This window comes from Salinimonas profundi, assembly GCF_014750655.1.
In the GTDB taxonomy this organism is placed as follows: domain Bacteria; phylum Pseudomonadota; class Gammaproteobacteria; order Enterobacterales; family Alteromonadaceae; genus Alteromonas; species Alteromonas profundi_A.
Map to the genome: position 1 here is coordinate 93,533 of NZ_JABBXD010000008.1, position 21,235 is coordinate 114,767.

Genomic DNA, 21,235 nt, shown 5'->3' on the forward strand with positions numbered 1-21,235 from the left:
TACTTTGCTCTCATTTTTATGATCTGTAAGGTTAGAAGTCATGGATCAGCTCATCGAATTTGCGAGCAACAATATTATTCTGGCAGGCCTCTGGGTAGCCCTGGTTGTCATGTTGGTGTACAGCTTTGTGGCTGGATTTACATCACCGGTTAAAGAAGTAGGTACGCACGAACTCACACAACTGGTAAATAAAAGCGATGCGGTCGTACTGGATGTACGTTCGCCTAAAGAATTTAAATCGGGCCATATCCTGGGCGCCAGGCAGCTTAAGCAGGAAGAAGTCAAAAGCCGCGATTTTAAAAAGCTTGAAAACCAGAAGGACAAACCCATTATTGTTGTATGCGCAATGGGCAGCAATGCCCGTGCTATCGGAAACGCGATGGCCAAGGCCGGGTTCAACAATGTAAAAGTGTTAAAAGGTGGGATGAACGCCTGGCAGAATGCCAGCCTTCCTCTTGCCAAATAAGGGTGTTATGAGCAAGGTCGAAATTTATACAAAAGGTTACTGTCCTTTTTGTCATCGCGCCAAAGCGCTGTTGGAACAAAAGGGTGTCAGTTACACCGAAATTGAAATTGATGTGCAACCTGAACGTCGCGATGAAATGATCACGCGTGCAAATGGCGGCTATACGGTCCCGCAGATTTTCATTGGCGATCACCATATCGGTGGTTGTGATGAAATGTATGCACTGGAAGCACAAAATAAACTCGATGCACTGCTTGCTTGAACAGCAGGGTGCAATTTACAAAATATAAGTAGGAAGCAGCATGGCAGAAGAAAATCAACAAAACGGCGCCTCTAACGGACAACAGGCTCAGGGCCCACAGTTTAATATTCAGCGCATTTACACCAAAGACATCTCTTTTGAATCTCCTAATGCACCAGGCGTTTTCACTAAAGAGTGGAAGCCTGAAGTCAAACTGGATATTGATACCAAAACAGCGCAGCTTGAAGAAAATGTTTATGAAGTGACACTGTCGGTGACCGTCACCGCGTCTTTAGGCGAAGAAACTGCGTTCCTTTGTGAAGTACAGCAGGCAGGTATCTTCGCTATCGGTGAAATGCCAGAGGCGAACAAGGCACATACGCTTGGCTCATTCTGTCCGAACGTATTGTTCCCGTATGCACGTGAAACAATTTCCAACCTGGTAAACCGAGGCACATTCCCGCCACTGAACCTGGCGCCGGTAAACTTTGATGCGATCTTCTCTGCATATATGCAAAAGCGTGCGCAGCAACAGGGCCAGGAAGGTCAGCAGAACCTCGACGCCTGATTAATCATCATGCAGACAAACGAATCTATAACGGTTCTTGGGGCGGGGTCATACGGCACCGCCCTCGCTTTTTGCCTGGCCAGAAATGGTAATACAACGTATTTGTGGGGACGCGACCCAGAGCATATGCAGGCTTTGCAAACCCAGCGGGAAAATGCGCGATACCTGCCCGGTGCACGCTTTCCTGATGCCCTTGTGGCAGAGTCGGATCTGAGCAAAGTTGTCAGCGCCAGTCGCGATATTCTGGTTGTTGTTCCCAGCCATGCGTTTAAGGCAATGCTTACCACCCTCAAACCCCTGTTACGTCCTGACCATCGTATTATCTGGGCAACCAAAGGCCTTGAGCCCGGAACAGGCCGTTTGTTACGGGAAGTCGCGCTGGATATTCTGGGCGACAGTTACCCCTTGGCTGTACTTTCTGGTCCCACATTTGCCAAAGAAATGGCCGCAGGATTACCCACTGCCATATCGCTGTCTTCTACCAGTGAGGAACTGGTTGATGATTTTGCCTATAAGTTGCATTGCAGTAAGTCATTTCGGGTTTACAAAAACCCCGACTTTATCGGCGTCCAGCTTGGCGGTGCAGTAAAAAATGTCATTGCGATAGGCGCCGGGCTGGCTGATGGGCTTGGCTTTGGTGCGAATGCCCGAACCGCGCTTATTACCAGAGGACTGGCCGAGTTAACGCGCCTTGGCGTTAAGCTGGGAGCCAAACCGGAAACCTTTATGGGCATGGCCGGCCTGGGGGATCTTGTATTGACCTGTACCGACAACCAGTCGCGGAACCGCCGTTTCGGTCTCGCGTTAGGTCAGGGCAAAGAAGTCAATGACGCAATGAAGGAAATTGGTCAGGTCGTCGAAGGATTCAGAAATACTGAAGAAGTGCATACACTGGCTAAGCGAATGGGCGTGGAGATGCCGATTTGTGAGCAGATTTATGCTGTGCTTTATCAGGGTAAACCACCCAAAGAGGCAGCAATTTCGCTATTGGCAAGGGATCTTAAAACCGAGCTTTAATCGTGTTTGTATAACGTTATGTATTCATTGAAAAAAGGCCGCCGGGAACCGGGCGGCCTTTTTTTTATTATCTTCTGTATAGTACGTGGCCCGCGCGCCACCAGCACCATAACGCAAACACTATCAACAGACTGTTTATTTGTAATGAGGCCGGCGTCATCGCTGCCTGAAGATGCCGTAGACCATAGCCGATAATAAGTAGTGAAACACTCATCGCACAGATTTTTAGCCAGCGGCGTCTGCCGAATTCCGGCCGTACAAAGCTTATAACACAGCCCATACTAAGTAATAACCAGAACATGGCCGTCAACGGTATCGAGAAAACTAATCCCGCTGTGGCAGTCAGCGCCAACGCGCTCACGCTTCCCCAAACCAAAGCGCCCCACACAGCAGACAGACGCGGCGGATTACCCTGCTTGCTCAGCCAGATATCCATGCCAGATACGCATAATGCAGTGAGCATAATTCCCAGAATGAAATACAACACTTTTACGGGCACACCGGCAAAATCACCAAAGTGCAGCCGGTAAATAGAGTAAATAAGCTGTTTACCCCAGTGCCCGTCATCGTAGTGGGCAGTCTCAATAAAATCGCCGGCAGACGTAAAGCGGTAATTTTCAGAGTAAATCAGTTTGTTTGTTACCTGCGCATATATTTCAATGAACTGCTGTGGCGTTCCAACATCGTGTACGGTAAGAAAGATCGGTTTGTGGCCGGTTTCCATATCGTTAAACGCGGTAATTGCCTTTTCCACATCTGGAAAACCAGCCTGCTGGGTAAGCGCGGGCTCAGGCGTGAAAATGTCATTCATCACAGCCTGTTTGTCGCCATTGTGATCAAGCTGTGCCACCAGTGTCAGTATCAGTCCCGCCATGCCAAAATACACGCCGGTCATCCCAATGATCAGATGAAATGGTGATGCCCAGATACCGAAGCGATTATGAAGATCAATACGTCCGGCTTGGCCACTGCCGCCCCGGCGCCACTTCAAGGCATCTTTCACCAGCTTTTTATGTGCAAAAACCCCCGACACCACCAGCATACAAATCACAGCCCCCAGCGCACTGACGAAAATCATGCCAAAGGTAGACGGTAGATGCAGATAGTAATGCAGATCCAGTAACATTTTTGACCAGGGGAAGGCCTCTGTCTCCAGCAGCTTGCCCTGCTGATCAGCAAAGACAGCTTTGTGGTCGTTCTCAACGACCAGACGGGGAATGCCCGAGGTAGGAAAAACAATGTGGTAGTGTTCTGTCTCTTCCTTATTGTTTGATACAAACGTGGTAAGCGCCTGGCTCACAGCTTCCGCGCTGACCGATGCAAATTCAGCGATCTGCGGCTGCTCCCAGCGTTCAAACTCCTGGTTGAAGACCACCAGCGTGCCGGACAGACAGACCAAATACAAAAAGGCGCTGAGAAACACACCCATCCACTGGTGAGCGTGAAGGGCCGGTTTTCGGGAAAAAATCGTCATGCGTTACATTACCAGAGTTGCGCCAATAACGACTGACAGCGCACAATGCCAGCCAAGTATGACGAAGCGGTGCCTGTGAGCCAGATAGTGATACATCATCAGTGCCCAGATGACAGGCTGAAGTACCACACACAAGGCCAGTTGCCCTGCTTCGGCGATAGGAAAGAGCCGGCTTATGGCAACGGCAACCAGCAAACTCAGTGCTAACTGAACCACCAGCACTACGAGACCGGTGAGAAGATGCGAAAGACCTTTTTGCCAGGTAACAGTCAAAGTCTTTGCTGGTGGGGCCTTTTGTGTAAAAGGCTTGAACCTGCGTTCACAAAAGACCGCCGCCCAAATGAGCAAGCCGGGCAGAAACAGTGCGATAAAGATGCCCTGCTCCCAGCCCATGTCATGACTGAACAGATAACCTGACACCCCCATCAGTGCCAATGCTGCCAGACAGCCGCTGCGGCTTCTCAGTCGCCAGCTGATCCACACTGCGCCGACCGTCAGCACACTGGTGAATAGTGCCAGAAATATCATACAAGTGACCCCTTATCAGAATTGATAAGTCAGCGATGCATTAATATTGCGCTCAAGCCCCGGAAAACAATCTCCACGGGTCAGACACGATGTAACATAGGTTTTATCCGTCAGGTTACGCACGTTCAGTCGCGCAGTTAATCGGTCACTTAATAGCGTTTCAATCATCAGATCTGCCAGGGTGTAATCAGGGGTTTCGTACCGAATGGTGGCGTTTTCCGATACGCTTTGCCCTACGTAGCGTACTCCGGCACCCATACGCCAGTCTTCCAGCCTCTCAGGTTGCCAGGTGAGCCACAGGGATCCGTTACTATCAGGCTGTCCGGCCAGCTCGAACCCGTTAGGATCTTCGGCATCCATCACTGCAGCGTTAAGCTCAACCGTGAAATTGTTCAGCACCACACGACTTTCAAGCTCAATTCCTTTGATTGAGGACTTACCAAGTTGCTGCCCGGCTTCAGCAGGCAGTGCGTTCGGATTGGGCAAGTTTGAGATCTCAATGTCATACCAAGCAAGGGTAATAAAACCGGGCACGGCATCTAACGCGTATTTGACACCGGCTTCATACTGCTTGCCTTCTTCCGGCTTTAGCTGATTTCCATTTATATCCAGACCAACCACTGTTTCAAATGACTCTGCATAGCTCACATACGGTGACAGCCCATTATCGAACCGGTAAAGCACCCCTGCAGAGTACGAGGTTTGTGAATCTTCCTGGGTGCCTGTGCCGTTGTCATTATCGACGCGATCATGCCGTGCGCCCAGTGTCAGGCGCCATTGTCCTAATGAAATCTGATCTGAAAGATATAAACCAAGATCGCGCACCGTTTGCTCCGGCTGATCATTGTATATCGCATCAAATACACTCTGGTCAGGCGCCCCTGTATACTGTGGGTTTGCCAGATCTAACGCATAACTGAAGTCGCCCTCAAATGCGCCCCCGCCAGAATAATAGGCGGAATTGGTATCAGTGACGACATGCTGATACTGAACACCACCTAAAATATTGTGGGTGAGAGCCCCTGTTTGCAGTGTTTTTGCAAGACGTACATCTATCGCTTTTTGTTCAAAAGTATTATCAGCCTGATAAAAGGTTCTGGCAGCCGTGGTGTCTGTTGGCGCAACCGATGCACCCAGGTAATTATTGAGATAACGACTGACGCCGGCACCGGTAAATACCGGCCAGGCCTGATGATAATCAGCCTCACCATCGCGCCACAACGCTGTAAATGTCAGCGATGTCGAATCGTCAAACGCATGCTCACCTAACAGCGTGACCTGCTTAGACTCTGTGTCATAGCGATTGAATCCGGGCTCTCCTGCATACACGTTCTGGTCCGGCAGGTAACTGCCATCGGCTAACGGTTCAAGCGTACCTTCAATCGGAATAAACTGCGCTGCCGTGTCACTATCAGTATTCTGATACAAGCCGATGAGGGTAATTTTTGTTGCGGCGGTAGGTGCAAAGCTGACAGAGGGCATGAGTACCTGCGTATCATCGTTAACGTAATCTACCTGCGTATCAGCATCGCGATAGATACCCACCACCCGGCCCTCCCAGATTTCATCGTCGGTCAACGCGCCGTTTAGGTCTACATTCACCTGCTTTTTATCGAAGCTGCCGTACTCAAGCATGATTTCGCTGCCGGTACGCATGTTAGGTGTTTTAGACACATAGTTGACCAGACCACCCGGCGATCCCTGGCCGTACAAAACAGACGCAGGCCCCTTAAGTAGCTCTACCTGCTCAAGGGTGTAAACTTCAGCGCGGGTAGAATTGTAGCTGCCGAAAAGCTCCTGGATAGAATCACGATAGCGAGGAATTGCTAATCCTCTGCTGCTAATGGAATCGCCTCTGGTGGCATAACCATAGGTTTCCCCTGTCACACCTGCCATGTAAGTCACTGTCTGTGAAAGGTTAAAGGCCCCTTTATCTTCCAGATCTGCAGCAGTTTCAATCGACACTGAACGCGCCAGCTCAACAATAGGCACAGCAGACTTCGTGGCACCGAACGCACTGCGTGTACCTGTGACCTCAATTTTCTCTACATCGGATGTTGAGGTATCATTTTGCTGTGCGAAAGAGGAAAATGACTGAAGGGCACCGCAGATTGATAAAGCAAGAAGAGTAGGTTTGTCCATAAAATAAGAATTATCATCAACATGTGAAAGAATAGCGCTACTGTAGCGAGGTCTTTACAAAATGTAAATAGTAATAATTCTCATTTAAATTAGTATTCTTGAATTTATCTTGCACCGGGATACCCAAACTGACGCCAGCTTTCATACACAAAAACCGACACCGCGTTAGATAAATTCATACTCCGGCTATCCGGTAACATGGGGATACGCACACGCTGTTCAGGTGGTAATGATTGTATAAAATCATCTGGCAGCCCCCGGGTTTCAGGACCAAAAATCAGAGCATCACCTGTTTGATATTCGATATCAGAATGAAATGCCCGCCCCTTGGTTGTGCAAGCCAGTATGCGCTGGGGCTTGCGCGAGTCAATGTAGGCCTCAAGATCGGCGTGCCGCATAACATTGGCGAATTCATGATAATCTAATCCTGCGCGACGGACTCGCTTGTCATCCCACTCAAAGCCCAGTGGCTCAATAAGGTGCAATGCAAATCCGCTGTTAGCGCAAAGACGGATGATATTGCCGGTATTTGGCGGAATTTCAGGCTGGTATAAAACGATGTCAATCATGGCGGTACCTGTCAAGAAAAGCTAAACAGAAATTAAAGTGTCAGCCTTGCGGCTAGCGCGCGACATAGCATAAGCTGCGCCGCGTTTACTCACAAGCCTGGCTTATGCCCGTTAGTTAAAGGTTTGCAAAGAAAAAGCGTAAAATGGATTCCATGGCGGGTTGCCGGTAGGCATCGGCTTCAATAAACAGCTCGTGCTCAGCCCCGGGTATTTGAGTAAAAATACAGTGAGGGATCTTTGCTGCAATTTCTTCTTGGACGGTATTATCCACGACTTTATCGGCACCTGCACTTAATAACAAAACCGGCATGTCCAATTCCCGGGCTCTCAGGCGGATGGTTTTCATCGCTTCTCTGGCCGCGACAAGCCATTGGCCGGTAACACCACCAAGCTGGATTTCCGGGCTTTCATTGTATAATTTTCTGAACCAGTCATAGCGAATACGGCTATGAGTGAGCTTATTAAGGGCAAACGGCACCGGTTTATAGTCGCTTTGTCCGAAGAAAAAGTCACTTTTTTGTCCGCGTCTGACTGCGCGTTTTTCGCTCATCCACAACAGTATATTGGCAACGCTGTCGGGCAAGGCTGGACGAATACCAAACATGGGGGAGCAAAACGCAACACAACTGAACATACCGGGATGGCGAAGTAACGTCAGCGCGCCGATGGCGCTGCCCATGGAGTGACATAAAAGCGCCACTTGTCCTTGCTGGTTTGGTTTTACGACTTTTTCATAAAAACTGACCAGGTCGTCGACGTAGTCATCGAATGTACTGACATAGCCATGATGGGGATTATCGGTCATCCGCCCCGACAATCCTTGTCCGCGATGATCAAGTATGAATACAGCCAGTCCATGCTGATACAGGTCATACATCACTTCTTTATATTTTAATAAGGATTCTATACGCCCTGAGCTGATAACCACCGTGCCCTGACAATCGTCAGGTATTGTCCAGGCATAGCTGACACGCACACCATGTTGGCCGGAAAATGCGCCCTGTCTGACTTTATTTTTCCAAAACGGTAAAATACGTTGCTCGATGCAATCGGTTAGCTCAGTCTCAGCGATTAATTTTATTTTTTTCATTTTTTGGTTTAGCTGAAAAGTTGAGAGTGATCTGCAAACCGCCCAATTCGGACGGTTCAGCATATATATCACCATCATGCGTGCTCATAGCGGCATTTGCAATGGTCTGGCCAGATAGAGATTCGAAGGATAACCAATAATCGCCGGAACCGGCGTTGACGAGCCGTGCCACTCAGTACTTAACCACGGCAGATCCTATCAGTAGTCCGGTTTAAGCGGCTTGAAATCCTGACTTAAAAACAAAGGTGATGTCACTATCAAATCAGCTGTTGCACTGGTACAGGCCACTGGCACATTCCACACAGAACACAGCCGCAGCAGCGCCTTCACGTCCGGGTCATGGGGGGCCGGATTCAGCGGATCCCAGAAGAAAAACAGCGCATCCAGCTCACCTTCCGCTATCTTTGCACCGATTTGCTGGTCGCCGCCCAACGGACCGCTTTTTAAGCGCAATACCTCAAGTCCGGTTTGTTCAATAATGCGCTGGCCGGTCGTGCCAGTGGCAACAATGTCGCACTGCTGCATCACGCTCAGGTGCTTCTTAATCCATTCAAGCAATTCCGTTTTCTTATGGTCGTGTGCCACCAGTGCGATTCTTTTGGTCATAGTCATGTAGCCTGCATTAATCTGAGTAATGCTTAATGTTATATGCTGCTCGCTGATGGTTTTCAATATGGTAAGCAAAATAAGTAATTATCCAGTGACGCTTTTCGATTTTGGCTCAGGCAAATTATCGATAAATTAATACAATGGAGAGGATTTCCACTCCGACCACTTTAAATACTTATATAAAATTATTGAATAATTATTCTATTACGTTACCATGGCATTTCGTCAGGTTTATTTTATGTAACGCAGGACTATTTATGCACAATGCAAAAGCTGGCAACTGCTGGCACGGCATTGCCACTAAACCAGTTATCACTCCCCCGTCTCGCTATGTGATGCGGTGTGCCCGACGACGAATTACTGCGTAATACGTAGGGCATAGCACGCACGTACACTATAGCGCGCTTTTTACCTTTACTCGCAGCACGCGATAGCCCTCTGGCATCAGGCGGTAAAGGTAAAAGGTGTTTTTTTCCTTCTTTGTCTACACTGTTCATATGTTAAAAGTATCGATTATCGGCGCCAGCGGTTATGCCGGCGCACAATTAGTGGAGTTGGTAAACAATCATCCTGACATGGCGCTAAAGCGCATACTGGTGTCTGCGCAAAGCGAAGACGCCGGTAAGTCGCTCGGCCAGTTGCATGGCCGTCTGGCACATTTGCAGGTACTGGAGCTGGAGCCGGTGAGCGATGGCCTGATTGAGTTATTGGCTAATACCATGGATCTTATTTTTCTTGCCACGCCACATCAGGCAAGTCACAAGTGGGTCGAGCCATTAAGTGCGGGCCGGGCCAAAGTGTTGGATTTATCCGGTGCGTTCAGACTTAAAGACACCGATGTGTTCAAACATTTTTACGGCTTTACCCATACCGCCGACACCGGGCTGGCAAAAGCGGTTTACGGGCTTGCGGAGTGGTATCCCGAGCAAATCCAGCAGGCCTCTGTGGTAGCTGTTCCCGGCTGTTATCCCACCGCTTCGCTGTTTGCACTGAAACCGCTGATGGAAGCAGGATTGCTGGATGAACAGGCTCGTCCGGTGATTAATGCCGTTTCCGGTGTCAGTGGCGCAGGGCGAAAAGCTGCGCTTAATACCAGTTTTCAGGAAGTCAGTTTGCAGGCTTATGGTGTACTGGGCCATCGCCATACACCGGAAATAGAAGCTTACCTGGGTACGCCAGTCATCTTCACGCCGCATCTTGGCAACTTCAAACGCGGCATACTGGCAACGGTGACGGTCAAAACCAAGCCTGACGTTGACACTGCCGCATTTGCCCAAGCCTTTGAAGACGCTTACCGGGACAAACCCCTGGTGCGCTTAGTGCATCAGTTTCCGAAGATTGACGATGTCGCTCTGACCCCGTTTGTGGATGTGCATTACAAACTCGATGAAACCAGTGGCTATGCGGTAGTGGGTGTGGCCATTGATAATGTGATGAAAGGCGCCGCGTCGCAGGCCATACAGTGCGCTAACCTCATGGCCGGCTGGCCCTCAGAAAAAGGATTAACTTACCTATGATGCCACATCCGATTGTCATTAAGGTTGGTGGTGCGCTGCTTGATGATGAAAAAGCCGCGCGTCAGCTTATGACCCAAATAAAAGCGCTGCAAAAACGTCGCGCCGTGGCGGTGGTTCATGGCGGCGGTCCTCTGGTCGAAACCATGATGACGGGTATGGGGCTGACCAGCGAAAAAGTAGATGGACTGCGCGTGACACCAGATGCGCATATGCCGGTGGTATGTGGTGCACTTGCAGGCAGCGCCAATAAGCAATTGTGCGCGCTGGCGATTGGCGCAGGCATGACACCCACCGGCCTGTCTCTAATGGATGGCAACATGATCAGCTGCCAGGCCATTTCCAACCAGTTAGGCGCTGTTGGCCAGGCTACACCCAACAGTAGCGTACTGCTGGAACTTTTGATTAAAGAGCAGTTTCTGCCTGTGATCAGCTCCATTGGATGTGACGACAATGGCCGACTGCTAAATATTAACGCCGACCAGGCTGCTACCGCCATTGCTCAGCTGTTAGGCGCAGAACTGCTGTTCTTATCCAACGTCGAAGGTGTGCTGGATGAGCTGGGCCAGCGCTTTACCACCTTAGATGCCATGCAACTTGCGACATTGTCACAGTCCGGTGTAATCACCGATGGCATGAAAGTTAAAACAGATGCTGCTTTGCAGGCGGCCACTGAACTTCATCGTGCTGTGTTTATCGGCAGCTGGCATGCCGCGCCTGAAGATTTACTTAACGCCACCACCGGCACACAAATACAACCAGAGGCTACCAAGGCCGGAGAGATTTCATGAAACAGGATTTACTGACCTTTGCTGACTGGACGCCAGAAGACATGGCGCAATTGCTTGAGTTGGCGCAAACCATAAAGCAATCGCCCGGCCGTTACAGCAACGTGTTGGCGGGTAAGTCGATTGTGGCATTATTTGAAAAGCCCTCGCTACGTACCCGGGTCAGCTTTGATATCGGCATCAATAAACTGGGTGGCCACATGGTCTACCTGGATAGCCAGGCGGGGAAATTGGCGGGACGCGAGGATGCTGTAGATGTTGCGGCTAATCTGGCCTGCTGGGCAGACGGTATTGTGGCACGAGTCTTTTCGCACAGTACGCTGCAGCAGTTTGCCGATGCGGCTCACGTACCGGTAATCAACGCATTGTGCGATACCTATCACCCATGCCAGGCACTGGCAGATTACCTCACCCTGTATGAGGCTTACGGTAAGGTTAAAGGACTGACCCTTGCGTATATTGGTGACGGCAACAATGTCACCCACTCACTGTTAATTGTTGGCGCGTTGCTGGGTTGTCATCAAATTGTCATTACCCCCCCTAATCATGAGGTGGACCCGACAATTTTTGAAAAAGCCCAACAAATTGCGCGTGCCACAGGCGCAGATATAAAACAAAGTCATGATGTCAGCGCGGCAGAAGGTGCTGATGTTATTTATGCAGATACGTGGCTGTCGATGGGCGATGATACGCCTTTGACGGCTATCAAAGATACTTTTATGCCCTATCAGGTCAACGAAGCACTGATGCAGCAAACCGGTGCAAAATATGTCATGCACTGCCAGCCTGCACATCGTGATCTGGAGATTACCGGCTCGCTGATAGACAGCGACTGCGCCCTGTTAATGGCACAGGCCGAAAATCGCATGCATGGGCAAAACGCAATTTTAACGCACCTGTTGGGCGCGTAAGAGGAATTATTTATGTCAAAAGAAATTAAAAAAGTGGTTCTGGCCTACTCAGGCGGCTTGGATACCTCCGCCATCATTCCATGGCTGAAAGAAAACTATGGCTGTGAAGTTGTGGCCTTTGCCGCCGATGTTGGTCAGGGCGATGAAGAGCTGGAGGGATTGCACGACAAAGCCATTGCCTCAGGTGCCAGTGAATGTCACATCGTCGATCTTAAAGAAGAGTTTGTAAAAGACTACATTTACCCCACCATCAAAACAGGTGCGGTATATGAAGGTGAGTACTTGCTGGGCACATCAATGGCCCGGCCTGTCATTGCCAAAGCGCAGGTTGAAGTAGCACGCAAAGTCGGGGCTGATGCGCTCAGTCATGGTTGCACCGGCAAAGGCAACGACCAGGTACGGTTTGAAAGCACCTTTTCAGCGCTGGCGCCTGAACTTACCGTTATCGCGCCCTGGCGAGAATGGGACATGGTCTCCCGTGAAGACTTGCTGGATTATCTTGCGCAGCGCGATATTCCAACCAGCGCCTCTGCCACCAAAATCTACAGCCGCGATGCCAATGCCTGGCATATCTCCCATGAAGGCGGCGAGCTGGAAGATCCGTGGCAGGAGCCGTCAGAGCAGGTATGGACGATGACGGTGTCACCTGAAGACGCACCCGACAAGCCTGAGCGTGTGACCTTAAGCTTTGATAAGGGCGAACTGACCCATGTGAATGACGAAGCCCTGTCTCCGTATCAGGCATTGGTAACACTGAATAACCTTGCGGCAGCACACGGGGTGGGTCGTATTGATATTGTTGAAAACCGTCTGGTGGGCATGAAATCCCGGGGCTGTTACGAAACACCAGGGGGAACGGTGCTGATGAAAGCCTATAAAGCACTTGAGACCATGGTATTGGATAAGGCGGCGCTGAAATACCGCGAGCAGATTGGTCTGGAGTTTTCCCATGTCATGTATGACGGACGCTGGTTTACCGCACTCAACGATGCGTTGCTGGCAGGCGCTGAGTCGTTTGCGCAGAAGGTTACCGGAGATATCGTGGTCAAGCTTTACAAAGGTACGGCGACAGTTACCCAGCGCCGCTCACCCAACAGCCTGTATTCTGAGGACTTCGCAACCTTTGGTGCGGATGACGTATATGACCAGAAACACGCCGAAGGTTTCATTCGCTTGTTCAGCCTGTCCAGCCGGATAGCTGCCCTTAAAGACCAGCAGAAATAGGAGGCGCTCATGGCACTATGGGGAGGTCGGTTCAGCGCTGGTAGCAGCAGCATGTTTCGTCAGGTCAATGACTCATTGCCTTTTGACCAGGTAATGGCCGCGCAGGATCTGCAGGGCTCGGTAGTCTGGTCACGAGCCTTACACAAAGCAGGCGTACTGAGTGCCGATGAGCAACATCAGCTGGAATCTGCCCTGCTTGAGCTTAAAACGCAGGCCGAAGAGGGCACGCTTGATTTTGCTGGCAGCACAGAAGAGGACATTCACAGTTTTGTGGAAGCGGCACTGATTGAAAAATTAGGCGATGTGGGCAGAAAGCTGCACACAGGTCGTAGCAGAAATGATCAGGTTGCCACCGATTTTCGTCTGTGGGTACGTGAGCACGTCGATTCGCTTAAAGCCGATCTGACCACCCTCACCCAGTCATTGTTGCAGGTGGCTGACCGGCATCGCGATGCCATCATACCGGGCTACACACACCTGCAACGGGCTCAGCCTGTGCTTTTTGCTCACTGGTGTCTGGCATATGTTGAAATGTTCAAACGTGACCGTAGCCGCCTTGACGACTTATCTGCTCGACTTAATCAGTGTCCGTTAGGATGTGGTGCCTTGGCCGGCACCACCTACCCGGTGGATCGCCATGACATTGCCAAACAGCTCGGCTTTGACGGGCCATGTCTGAATAGCCTGGATGCCGTGTCCGATCGGGACTTTGTGCTGGAGCTTTTGTTTTGCGCCAGTACCAGCATGATGCACATTTCGCGTATGGCTGAAGATTTGATCTTTTATAACTCCGGCGAGGCGGGCTTTCTTCAGTTAGGTGACGCTGTAACATCAGGTTCATCCCTGATGCCGCAGAAGAAAAACCCGGATGCGCTGGAGTTGATGCGCGGAAAATGCGGACGTGTCTTCGGCGCACTGCAATCGCTGTTGGTGACCATGAAAGGATTGCCACTGGCCTACAACAAAGATATGCAGGAAGACAAGGAAGGTGCCATCGATACTGTAAATCAGTGGCATTGCTGTTTATGTATTGCCTCGGAGGTACTGGACTCACTCAGCCTGAACGAATCCCGTTGTCGCGAGGCCGCTGCTCAGGGCTTTGCCAATGCCACCGAGCTGGCTGATTATCTGGTAGGTAAAGGTATCCCGTTTCGAACGGGCCACGATATCGCCGGACAGGTGGTGTTAAAGGCACTGGAGGAAGGATGCGCAATTGAGGATATGTCGCTTACCAGCTTGCAGGCCATATGCGATAAGATTGATGAGGATGTGTATCCGGTGCTCCAGCTGGAGTATGGCATTAATAAACGCAACATTCTGGGTGGTACCAGCATGGAGACCGTGCACAAAGCACTGGATGACGCACTGACGGCTGTAGCCAGACAGGATAAGTAACTATGGTTTTGCAACATCAGGATGGCATAAAGCTGTTTCGAAGCTCTTTGCCTTATATTAATGCGCACAGGGGCAAAACGTTCGTCCTGATGTTCGGTGGCGAAGCCATCGAGGATACCAACTTTGCTAACATCATTCACGATATTGCCTTGTTGGCCAGCCTGGGCGTGCGACTGGTGCTGGTCCATGGCGCGCGTCCACAGATAGATGAACGCGTAGCATTGCGGGCTATTGAAAGCCGTTTTTCAAACGGTATTCGGATCACCGATAAGCCAACCCTTGAGTGCGTTAAAGACGCCGCAGGTTCAGTGCGTTCACAAATAGAAGCTCTCCTTACCATGGGGTTGCCTAACTCGCCGATGCATGGCGCGCAAATTCGGGTGTGTACCGGCAACCTCGTAGTTGCCAAACCAATGGGCGTGCGTGAAGGTGTGGATTTTGAAAATACCGGGCTGGTCCGGCGTATCGATACCACCGGTATTAATGACCATTTAAATGATGGCTCAATTGTGCTGCTCTCCCCGATGGGCTATTCAGCCACCGGCGAGGTGTTTAACCTGTCCCATGAGGATGTCGCCACCCAGGCGGCCATCGCCCTGGCTGCCGATAAAATCATCGTATTTTCTAACTATGACGGTGTGCATAATCAGTCAGGAAAACTGCTGCGTACCATTGAACGTCCGGTATTAGAAGATATGATGCGCCAGGGTGAAATCAATACCGAGGAAACGGTACTGCGGGCGCTGATAACCAGTGTGGCCGCTGGAATCCCGCGCGCCCACTGCATCAGTTACGAAAAAGACGGCGCATTGTTACAGGAGCTGTTTACCCGTGATGGTGCCGGTTCTCTGGTGCTGGAGCATCATTACGAACAGCTGCGCACCGCCACCATTGATGACGTAGGCGGTATTTTAAACCTCATTAAGCCGCTGGAAGAAAGTGGTGCGCTGGTCAAACGCTCCAGAGAGCGCCTGGAAAATGAAATCGATCAGTTTATCGTCATTGTTCGCGACGGTATGATCATAGGTTGTGCGGCGTTATATCTCTACCCTGAGGATAACTGCGCAGAGCTGGCTTGTGTAGCGACGCATGCGGATTATCGCGGTAAAAACCGAGGCGAGCGTATCCTTGAAGCGGTAAAGCAACGCGCGATGGAAAACGGCATCACTAACCTTTTTGTATTGACCACGCTTACCGCGCACTGGTTTTTAGAACAAGGCTTTCAGCCTGCTGATATTTCGGTATTGCCCGGTGCAAAAAAAGAGCTTTACAACTTTCAGCGAAATTCCAAAGTATTTACGCTTTCGCTTACCTGAACAGCGCTTGGCATTGCGGCCCCATCTCGCGTAAAATCGGCCTCTCGCAATTAAGAGTCTTAAGATTATGACATGTCGCATCGCAAGCGGACTGATCCTCTTCGCTTTATTACTTGGTGGCTGCAGTTACGTAAAGCAGCCAAATGATAAAAAAATGAAGAAGTTGCTGTCAGGTATGCCTGAATATGCAGCAGGTGAGGCATTCGGCAAACGTGATTTTCGATTCTTAATTGTGATTGACGGTGAACAAACCACGCAGCCGGACGTACCCGCTTGTCTGGTCACACGATTCGGAACCAAGCCGCTATCTAATAGCAGTTATGAAGCGGGTAGCTATGCATACGACAAATATGCGGCTGTCGCTAAGGTATATGCCAGGTATTTCAACGCTGCGCTGTTAGCCTCATTGAAAACGCGGGACTGGGATAAATGTGAGGGTAAATTACCTGCTGCTGGTTCCTGAAGTTAACATTTTCAGTAATTGCATTTATTTTATCCAAATAGATCCTGCAAATTGAATTATGCCGGTTTTCGACTGTCTATAGGAGGTTCGGGAGGTTGATTCTTCTCGCCGAATAGCTTTTACTGGTGAGATGATGGTATGAGGAAGATATATGCAAGAGCCTGTTACGCTCGAATGCGACGATGGCTATCGATTGTCTGCGACATTATTCAGACCGACTAAACCCCTGTGCGGAGCGATTGTTATAGCGCCGGCCACGGGCATCAGGCGTCAGTTTTACGCGCACTTTGCCACTTTTCTGGCAGATTATGGTTTTGCGGTACTGACTTTTGACAACCGTGGGATCGGTGAGTCAGTAAGTACATCCACAAGAAAAAGCGATGCTGATCTCATTGCGTGGGGCAAACTGGATATGCCAGCAGCACTTGATGCACTAGAAGAATTCTTTCCGGGTCAATCCTATTTCCTTGTCGGCCACAGTGCCGGCGGCCAGCTTATCGGTCTGATGAACAATGCTCATAAACTGAAAGCGTTTATTAATTTTGGCAGTTCCTCAGGCTCGCTGAGAAACATGCGTTTGCGCTACCGGCTGAAAGCGCATTTTTTCATGAATGTGTTTATTCCTGTTTCCAATTTTTTGTTTGGTCATACCAAATCAAACTGGGTCGGAATGGGTGAGCCCTTGCCCCGGGGTGTAGCACGCCAGTGGCGCCAGTGGTGTAACGGGCAGGGTTATGTGCAAACCAGTTTCGGGAAGGAAGTCACTGACCATTACTATTCCAGTCTTGCGGTTCCATCAAAATGGATCATTGCCAGTGACGACGCCATCGCCAATGAAGCCAACCTTAAGGAAATGATTTCAGTTTACGAAGGCAGTAATGCAAGATATTGCGTGCTGTATCCTGCTGCGTTTGGTTTAGATGACATCGGGCATATGCGCTTTTTCTCCAGAAGCTCACAGCGTCTGTGGCCGCTGGTAACCAACTTTTTCGATGAACACCTGCAGCCAGCCGGCGGCACATTCTAGCTTATCGCTTCGCGCTACCTCACGAGCGCGTCAATCATACGCTGTTACTTATAAACCCGATTCCATTGGCTTTTTAAATGCAGGCCAGCCTGTCGCGACCGATATAATACCAAACACCAGTAACATCATGGGATACCAACAATACGCTGTGATGGACAACGGTGAAATTCCGGCAATGGCGGCGGCGGTTAACAGTTGTGGACTATAGGGCACCATCCCCTGACAGGCGCAGGAAAAAATATCAAGTAAACTGGCTACACGTCGTGGATCAGCGTGATACTCTTCCCCCAGATCCTTGGCGATAGGCCCGGCTGTGACAATCGCAATGGTATTGTTGGCCGTGGTCAGGTCCAGAAATCCCACCAGAGACGCAATACTGAACTCTGCGCCACGCTTAGATTTTACCCTGCGCGTCAGCAGCTTGATTAGCCACGCTATACCGCCATATACAGTCATCAGGGCAACGATACCGCCAATCGTTATTGCGATAAGAGCCAGGTTTTGCATCCAGCCCATACCGGTTTGAATACTCGCAAACAGGCCAAATACATCAAAAGAACCATTGGTAAGTCCCACCAGCGCTGCAGCGCCAATACCGCTGGCCAGTACCAGTACGACATTCATTCCGGTCAGTGCGCACCCGATGATGATAACAAACGGTAACACGTTATACAGCGCATAACTTTTTTCATCCAGTGGTGGGGGCGTGCCTGTATCGACAAAAAACAGCAGCGCGGCAGTAATGATTGCTGCCGGCGTTACCACCAGTAAATTTGCCTTAAATTTATCAGTGAGTCTGACATTCTGACTGCGGGTTGCTGCAATTGTGGTATCTGAAACAAATGAAAGATTATCGCCAAACATGGCCCCGGAAATCACAACTCCCATCAGTAAATGCGCCGATAGCCCAAGTGACTCAGCCAGTCCAACCCCGATTGGCGATAATGCTGTGATGGTGCCCATGGACGTGCCCATGGCAAAAGAAATAAAACAGCAGATAACAAACAACCCCGGCAATAGCAGCGACTGCGGCACCCAGTTTAATGCCAGATTCACTGTCGCATCACGGGCACCAATATCAATGGTCAGGGAATAGAAAGCACCAGCCATTAAAAAAATGATTACCAGTAAGATAATATTACTGTTGCCACCGCCCTCGCAGAACAAATGTACTTTGTCGCTGATACTCAGTGATTTGCCTTTCGGCTGTAATAAGAGCGCGAAGCCTGCTGCCAGCATAAACCCCACCAATACAGGCATGGCTGTAATGTCGCTGGTAGCAACACCGGCGAAAATGATCAGGCCGACAAATACAAATATGGGTGTGATGCCCCAAACATTGGGGGCCGGTGAGGACTGCATGACGCGATTACCACATTAGAATGTAAAGACTTGGCGGGAGCGTAGCGCATTTAACTGGTGTTGCAAGCAAATACTTAGGCTAAAAAAGCGTAAAATATTCCTGAGAATCAGAGGGCAACCATCGGTTGCCCTGTTGCTATATTATTTTAGGGCTTTATCAATATCACTGGCTTTGTGGCGTTCTTTGAGTTGCGCCTCATCACCCCAGAAGCGATTGACGATAATGCCGTGCTTCACGGCTTTACGTTCTGCGATTTGTTTAGCCCAGCGCATCAGGTGTTCATATTCCTCGACCTGCAGGAATTCGGCCGCATTATACAGCTTGCCCAGCACAAGGTTGCCATACCATGGCCAGATCGCCATATCAGCAATAGAGTATTCATCACCAGCCATGTACTCATTAAAAGATAAATGCTTATCCAGCACATCTAACTGGCGCTTGGTTTCCATAGTAAAACGGTCAATAGGATACTTCATACTGTAAGGCGCATAGGCATAAAAGTGTCCGAACCCGCCACCAAGATAAGGCGCCGATCCAACCTGCCAGAATAACCAGTTATTGCATTCTGCGCGGGCAATAGGATCTTCTGGTACAAAGCGTTCAAATTTTTCAGCCAGGTATTGAAGAATCGAGCCTGACTCAAATAATCTGATAGGCGGATTTTGACTGTGGTCCATCAGGGCGGGAATTTTTGAATTAGGGTTAACATTTACAAACCCGGTAGAAAACTGATCGCCGTCGCCGATAGAAATTGGCCAGGCATCATAGTTGGCTTTTTTCTCACCGGCAGACAGTAATTCCTCCAGCATAATTGTGACTTTTTGCCCATTAGGTGTAGCCATTGAATAAAGCTGAAAGTCGTGGTCACCTACAGGTAAAGCCTGTTCATGGGTTGGACCGGAAGTGGGCCGGTTGGTTTTAGAAAACTGACTTCCGTCTTCCTTCTCCCATTTCCATACCTTCGGCGGTGTATAGCTCTCTTTTTCTTTGCTCATGATAGCTCCTGATAATTGCAAATCATGGAGCTAAATACGCAGAAGCATCACTTTTGGTTGTCACACAAAAAAGGCAGATGCCGATGCATCTGCCTTTGTAGAATAAAAGGCGAGCCTTCCGTTGCCCGCAAACTGGTAGGCTAGTTAAAAGTCACTTCTGTGGTTTCACCCACATTTACCTGTGTTTCTTCTACAGCCTGAAATTCAAAGTTTTCGTCTGTTTCTGGCTCATCCTGATAAGCCAGACAGCTGAATGCGACGGTATAGTTGCCAGCTGGCACATACCCGATGGTAAAGTCGTAGGTGTCTGCTGTTTCATCGTAAACAACATTGGCTACCGACAACGGGCGGATTTCTTCCGTTTGTGCATCAGCATCATCGCCCAGCAGCGCAGGATCCAATTCGTTGCCTTCATACAGATAGACCGCATTGCCCTTGTTGGCATCAGCTTTAACCGAACACGCCTCATCTGTGATGAGCGACATCGGGACACTGCCACTCAATGTGCCAACCGCATCATTACTGACCAAACGCACACCTCTTGGCTTTAAGAAAACCGCGTCTTTACCCTGAGGGTTGACCAGACTTTTGCGCAAATCGAATTCAACGGTAAAAATCTGACTGGTTTCAGGTTGCGCCTCAAAACCATCAAGTTTTAGTTTATTGCTGGGCACTTCAAGGGGATACGTGCCGTCATCCATTACAATGAAGGAGTCTTCATCAATGACTAACCGCATCTGACCATATTCACCAGAAGGGATTTCCACGTCATCTACCAGATTGGCAAACTTATCACCCTGCAGCTCCAATAGATCGAACATTCGCGGGTTGCCGGAAGGGTCGGTGACATCGATAACGACAGGCTCACCCTCGCCCACAAGTTCAACTTCGCTGAAATACACCACAACTTCAGACGCATTGTCGACAGGCGCATCAGAGACATTCAATGTAAAGTTAGTAATGAATTTCTCTTCTGGTGTAGCAGCATCATTATTCGCAGACCCTGTGTCATCGCTTCCGCCGCCTCCGCCGCACGCACTTAGCAGCGTGACTGAAGATAAACAGGCCAGCGTCAGTAATCCTTTTTTAAGGCGTGATGCAGTTGCAGACCGAACTGGTAATGGATACAGCAAATCAATTTCCTCTTGTCAGTTCAAAACAGCTATCTGTAGATACACGACAACGAGATAGCGAATATACGACCTAGGTAGCGATAACCATGCCAAAGAGTAATAGTTAAATTAAATCATGGACTTAACGAGTATTAGAGACATGCAGTTCCTCGCTCAACGGTTTAAACGTTGCTGACCGGCAACACATCAGCAGGTCGAAACGCTATTGATGCAGATTCGTTCAAAAAGCAGTCTGCATACCAAGGCAGCCCGCTGATAGTTGCGCATGCGTTCAAAGGATGTGGCATATATCAGGAGAGACGGGCAGCGCACAAATTGGTTAAAGTGGCCGTTGAAAAGCGTCAGTCTGCCAATGTTGCCAGATACAGACGACGAGAATAATGAAAGGTAGCAGAACTAAGA

Annotated in this window: 21 protein-coding genes; 12 read left to right on the forward strand and 9 right to left on the reverse strand. The window is 49.7% G+C overall.

Annotated features, from left to right (window positions below; genetic code table 11):
• Window positions 1-40: 40 nt before the first annotated feature.
• From HHX48_RS13730 to gpsA, 4 genes are read left to right on the forward strand one after another with little or no spacing between them, the layout of a single operon-like run.
• Window positions 41-466: a rhodanese-like domain-containing protein gene (locus HHX48_RS13730; protein WP_191026000.1), complete on the forward strand. Its 426-nt coding sequence runs from the start codon at window positions 41-43 to the stop codon at window positions 464-466.
• Window positions 467-473: 7 nt separating this feature from the next.
• Window positions 474-728, forward strand: coding sequence for a glutaredoxin 3 (gene grxC, locus HHX48_RS13735; protein WP_191026001.1), 255 nt, complete (start codon window positions 474-476; stop codon window positions 726-728).
• Window positions 729-768: 40 nt separating this feature from the next.
• Entirely contained in the window at window positions 769-1,275 is a 507-nt protein-coding gene (gene secB / locus HHX48_RS13740) for a protein-export chaperone SecB (protein ID WP_191026002.1), read from the forward strand.
• 9 nt (window positions 1,276-1,284) lie between these two features.
• The gene (gpsA, locus tag HHX48_RS13745; RefSeq protein WP_191026003.1) at window positions 1,285-2,292 is read left to right on the forward strand and encodes an NAD(P)H-dependent glycerol-3-phosphate dehydrogenase; all 1,008 of its coding nucleotides are present in this window, start codon (window positions 1,285-1,287) and stop codon (window positions 2,290-2,292) included.
• A gap of 67 nt (window positions 2,293-2,359) precedes the next feature.
• Here gpsA and HHX48_RS13750 read toward each other — a convergent pair whose 3' ends face one another.
• From HHX48_RS13750 to HHX48_RS13775, 6 genes are all read right to left on the reverse strand, one after another.
• Entirely contained in the window at window positions 2,360-3,766 is a 1,407-nt protein-coding gene (locus tag HHX48_RS13750) for a PepSY-associated TM helix domain-containing protein (RefSeq protein WP_191026004.1), read from the reverse strand.
• Window positions 3,767-3,769: 3 nt separating this feature from the next.
• Window positions 3,770-4,294 carry a hypothetical protein gene (locus tag HHX48_RS13755; RefSeq protein WP_191026005.1) on the reverse strand — a complete coding sequence of 175 codons (525 nt, stop codon included), beginning with the start codon at window positions 4,292-4,294 and terminating at the stop codon, window positions 3,770-3,772.
• 15 nt (window positions 4,295-4,309) lie between these two features.
• Window positions 4,310-6,436 carry a TonB-dependent siderophore receptor gene (locus HHX48_RS13760; RefSeq protein WP_191026006.1) on the reverse strand — a complete coding sequence of 709 codons (2,127 nt, stop codon included), beginning with the start codon at window positions 6,434-6,436 and terminating at the stop codon, window positions 4,310-4,312.
• Between the two features lie 104 nt (window positions 6,437-6,540).
• On the reverse strand, window positions 6,541-7,005 hold the full coding sequence (gene trmL, locus HHX48_RS13765; protein ID WP_191026007.1) for a tRNA (uridine(34)/cytosine(34)/5-carboxymethylaminomethyluridine(34)-2'-O)-methyltransferase TrmL: 465 nt from the start codon (window positions 7,003-7,005) through the stop codon (window positions 6,541-6,543).
• Between the two features lie 115 nt (window positions 7,006-7,120).
• Window positions 7,121-8,095 (reverse strand): alpha/beta fold hydrolase, encoded by a 975-nt coding sequence (locus HHX48_RS13770; protein ID WP_191026008.1) that lies wholly within the window; start codon window positions 8,093-8,095, stop codon window positions 7,121-7,123.
• A gap of 198 nt (window positions 8,096-8,293) precedes the next feature.
• On the reverse strand, window positions 8,294-8,701 hold the full coding sequence (locus HHX48_RS13775; protein ID WP_191026009.1) for a methylglyoxal synthase: 408 nt from the start codon (window positions 8,699-8,701) through the stop codon (window positions 8,294-8,296).
• 500 nt (window positions 8,702-9,201) lie between these two features.
• Here HHX48_RS13775 and argC point away from each other — a divergent pair, with 500 nt between their 5' ends.
• The 8 genes from argC to HHX48_RS13815 all read left to right on the forward strand — a co-directional run bounded on the left by argC (window position 9,202) and on the right by HHX48_RS13815 (window position 17,342).
• On the forward strand, window positions 9,202-10,221 hold the full coding sequence (gene argC / locus HHX48_RS13780) for an N-acetyl-gamma-glutamyl-phosphate reductase (protein WP_191026010.1): 1,020 nt from the start codon (window positions 9,202-9,204) through the stop codon (window positions 10,219-10,221).
• Window positions 10,218-11,009: an acetylglutamate kinase gene (argB, locus tag HHX48_RS13785; RefSeq protein WP_191026011.1), complete on the forward strand. Its 792-nt coding sequence runs from the start codon at window positions 10,218-10,220 to the stop codon at window positions 11,007-11,009. Before argC ends, argB begins: the two co-directional genes overlap by 4 nt.
• Window positions 11,006-11,917: an ornithine carbamoyltransferase gene (locus tag HHX48_RS13790; RefSeq protein ID WP_191026012.1), complete on the forward strand. Its 912-nt coding sequence runs from the start codon at window positions 11,006-11,008 to the stop codon at window positions 11,915-11,917. Before argB ends, HHX48_RS13790 begins: the two co-directional genes overlap by 4 nt.
• A gap of 12 nt (window positions 11,918-11,929) precedes the next feature.
• Window positions 11,930-13,141: an argininosuccinate synthase gene (locus HHX48_RS13795; RefSeq protein ID WP_191026013.1), complete on the forward strand. Its 1,212-nt coding sequence runs from the start codon at window positions 11,930-11,932 to the stop codon at window positions 13,139-13,141.
• Window positions 13,142-13,150: 9 nt separating this feature from the next.
• Window positions 13,151-14,536 carry an argininosuccinate lyase gene (gene argH / locus HHX48_RS13800; protein WP_191026014.1) on the forward strand — a complete coding sequence of 462 codons (1,386 nt, stop codon included), beginning with the start codon at window positions 13,151-13,153 and terminating at the stop codon, window positions 14,534-14,536.
• Window positions 14,537-14,538: 2 nt separating this feature from the next.
• A complete protein-coding gene (gene argA / locus HHX48_RS13805; protein WP_191026015.1) occupies window positions 14,539-15,852 on the forward strand; it encodes an amino-acid N-acetyltransferase in 1,314 nt (437 codons plus the stop codon).
• Between the two features lie 154 nt (window positions 15,853-16,006).
• Entirely contained in the window at window positions 16,007-16,315 is a 309-nt protein-coding gene (locus HHX48_RS13810; RefSeq protein ID WP_191026016.1) for a hypothetical protein, read from the forward strand.
• Window positions 16,316-16,466: 151 nt separating this feature from the next.
• Complete coding sequence (locus tag HHX48_RS13815; protein ID WP_191026017.1) at window positions 16,467-17,342, forward strand: alpha/beta hydrolase family protein; 876 nt, start codon at window positions 16,467-16,469, stop codon at window positions 17,340-17,342.
• A gap of 48 nt (window positions 17,343-17,390) precedes the next feature.
• Here the strand turns inward: HHX48_RS13815 and HHX48_RS13820 are convergent, their stop codons facing one another.
• The 3 genes from HHX48_RS13820 to HHX48_RS13830 form a co-directional block, all read right to left on the reverse strand.
• Window positions 17,391-18,704, reverse strand: a complete 1,314-nt coding sequence (locus HHX48_RS13820; protein ID WP_191026018.1) for a Na+/H+ antiporter NhaC family protein — start codon at window positions 18,702-18,704, stop codon at window positions 17,391-17,393.
• A gap of 141 nt (window positions 18,705-18,845) precedes the next feature.
• Window positions 18,846-19,700 carry a glutathione-dependent disulfide-bond oxidoreductase gene (gene yghU / locus HHX48_RS13825; protein ID WP_191026019.1) on the reverse strand — a complete coding sequence of 285 codons (855 nt, stop codon included), beginning with the start codon at window positions 19,698-19,700 and terminating at the stop codon, window positions 18,846-18,848.
• A 140-nt stretch (window positions 19,701-19,840) separates the two neighbouring features.
• Window positions 19,841-20,833, reverse strand: coding sequence for a DUF4382 domain-containing protein (locus HHX48_RS13830; RefSeq protein WP_191026020.1), 993 nt, complete (start codon window positions 20,831-20,833; stop codon window positions 19,841-19,843).
• Between the last annotated feature and the right edge of the window lie 402 nt (window positions 20,834-21,235).

Coding starts and splice junctions, on each gene's coding strand:
- HHX48_RS13770 (WP_191026008.1), bottom strand. CDS start 8,095: ATGAAAAAAATAAAATTAATCGCTGAGACTGAGCTAACCGATTGCATC.
- HHX48_RS13820 (WP_191026018.1), bottom strand. CDS start 18,704: ATGCAGTCCTCACCGGCCCCCAATGTTTGGGGCATCACACCCATATTT.
- HHX48_RS13810 (WP_191026016.1), top strand. CDS start 16,007: ATGAAGAAGTTGCTGTCAGGTATGCCTGAATATGCAGCAGGTGAGGCA.
- argB (WP_191026011.1), top strand. CDS start 10,218: ATGATGCCACATCCGATTGTCATTAAGGTTGGTGGTGCGCTGCTTGAT.
- HHX48_RS13755 (WP_191026005.1), bottom strand. CDS start 4,294: ATGATATTTCTGGCACTATTCACCAGTGTGCTGACGGTCGGCGCAGTG.
- HHX48_RS13815 (WP_191026017.1), top strand. CDS start 16,467: ATGCAAGAGCCTGTTACGCTCGAATGCGACGATGGCTATCGATTGTCT.
- argH (WP_191026014.1), top strand. CDS start 13,151: ATGGCACTATGGGGAGGTCGGTTCAGCGCTGGTAGCAGCAGCATGTTT.
- argC (WP_191026010.1), top strand. CDS start 9,202: ATGTTAAAAGTATCGATTATCGGCGCCAGCGGTTATGCCGGCGCACAA.
- secB (WP_191026002.1), top strand. CDS start 769: ATGGCAGAAGAAAATCAACAAAACGGCGCCTCTAACGGACAACAGGCT.
- HHX48_RS13790 (WP_191026012.1), top strand. CDS start 11,006: ATGAAACAGGATTTACTGACCTTTGCTGACTGGACGCCAGAAGACATG.
- argA (WP_191026015.1), top strand. CDS start 14,539: ATGGTTTTGCAACATCAGGATGGCATAAAGCTGTTTCGAAGCTCTTTG.
- grxC (WP_191026001.1), top strand. CDS start 474: ATGAGCAAGGTCGAAATTTATACAAAAGGTTACTGTCCTTTTTGTCAT.
- HHX48_RS13750 (WP_191026004.1), bottom strand. CDS start 3,766: ATGACGATTTTTTCCCGAAAACCGGCCCTTCACGCTCACCAGTGGATG.
- trmL (WP_191026007.1), bottom strand. CDS start 7,005: ATGATTGACATCGTTTTATACCAGCCTGAAATTCCGCCAAATACCGGC.
- yghU (WP_191026019.1), bottom strand. CDS start 19,700: ATGAGCAAAGAAAAAGAGAGCTATACACCGCCGAAGGTATGGAAATGG.
- HHX48_RS13730 (WP_191026000.1), top strand. CDS start 41: ATGGATCAGCTCATCGAATTTGCGAGCAACAATATTATTCTGGCAGGC.
- HHX48_RS13775 (WP_191026009.1), bottom strand. CDS start 8,701: ATGACCAAAAGAATCGCACTGGTGGCACACGACCATAAGAAAACGGAA.
- gpsA (WP_191026003.1), top strand. CDS start 1,285: ATGCAGACAAACGAATCTATAACGGTTCTTGGGGCGGGGTCATACGGC.
- HHX48_RS13795 (WP_191026013.1), top strand. CDS start 11,930: ATGTCAAAAGAAATTAAAAAAGTGGTTCTGGCCTACTCAGGCGGCTTG.
- HHX48_RS13760 (WP_191026006.1), bottom strand. CDS start 6,436: ATGGACAAACCTACTCTTCTTGCTTTATCAATCTGCGGTGCCCTTCAG.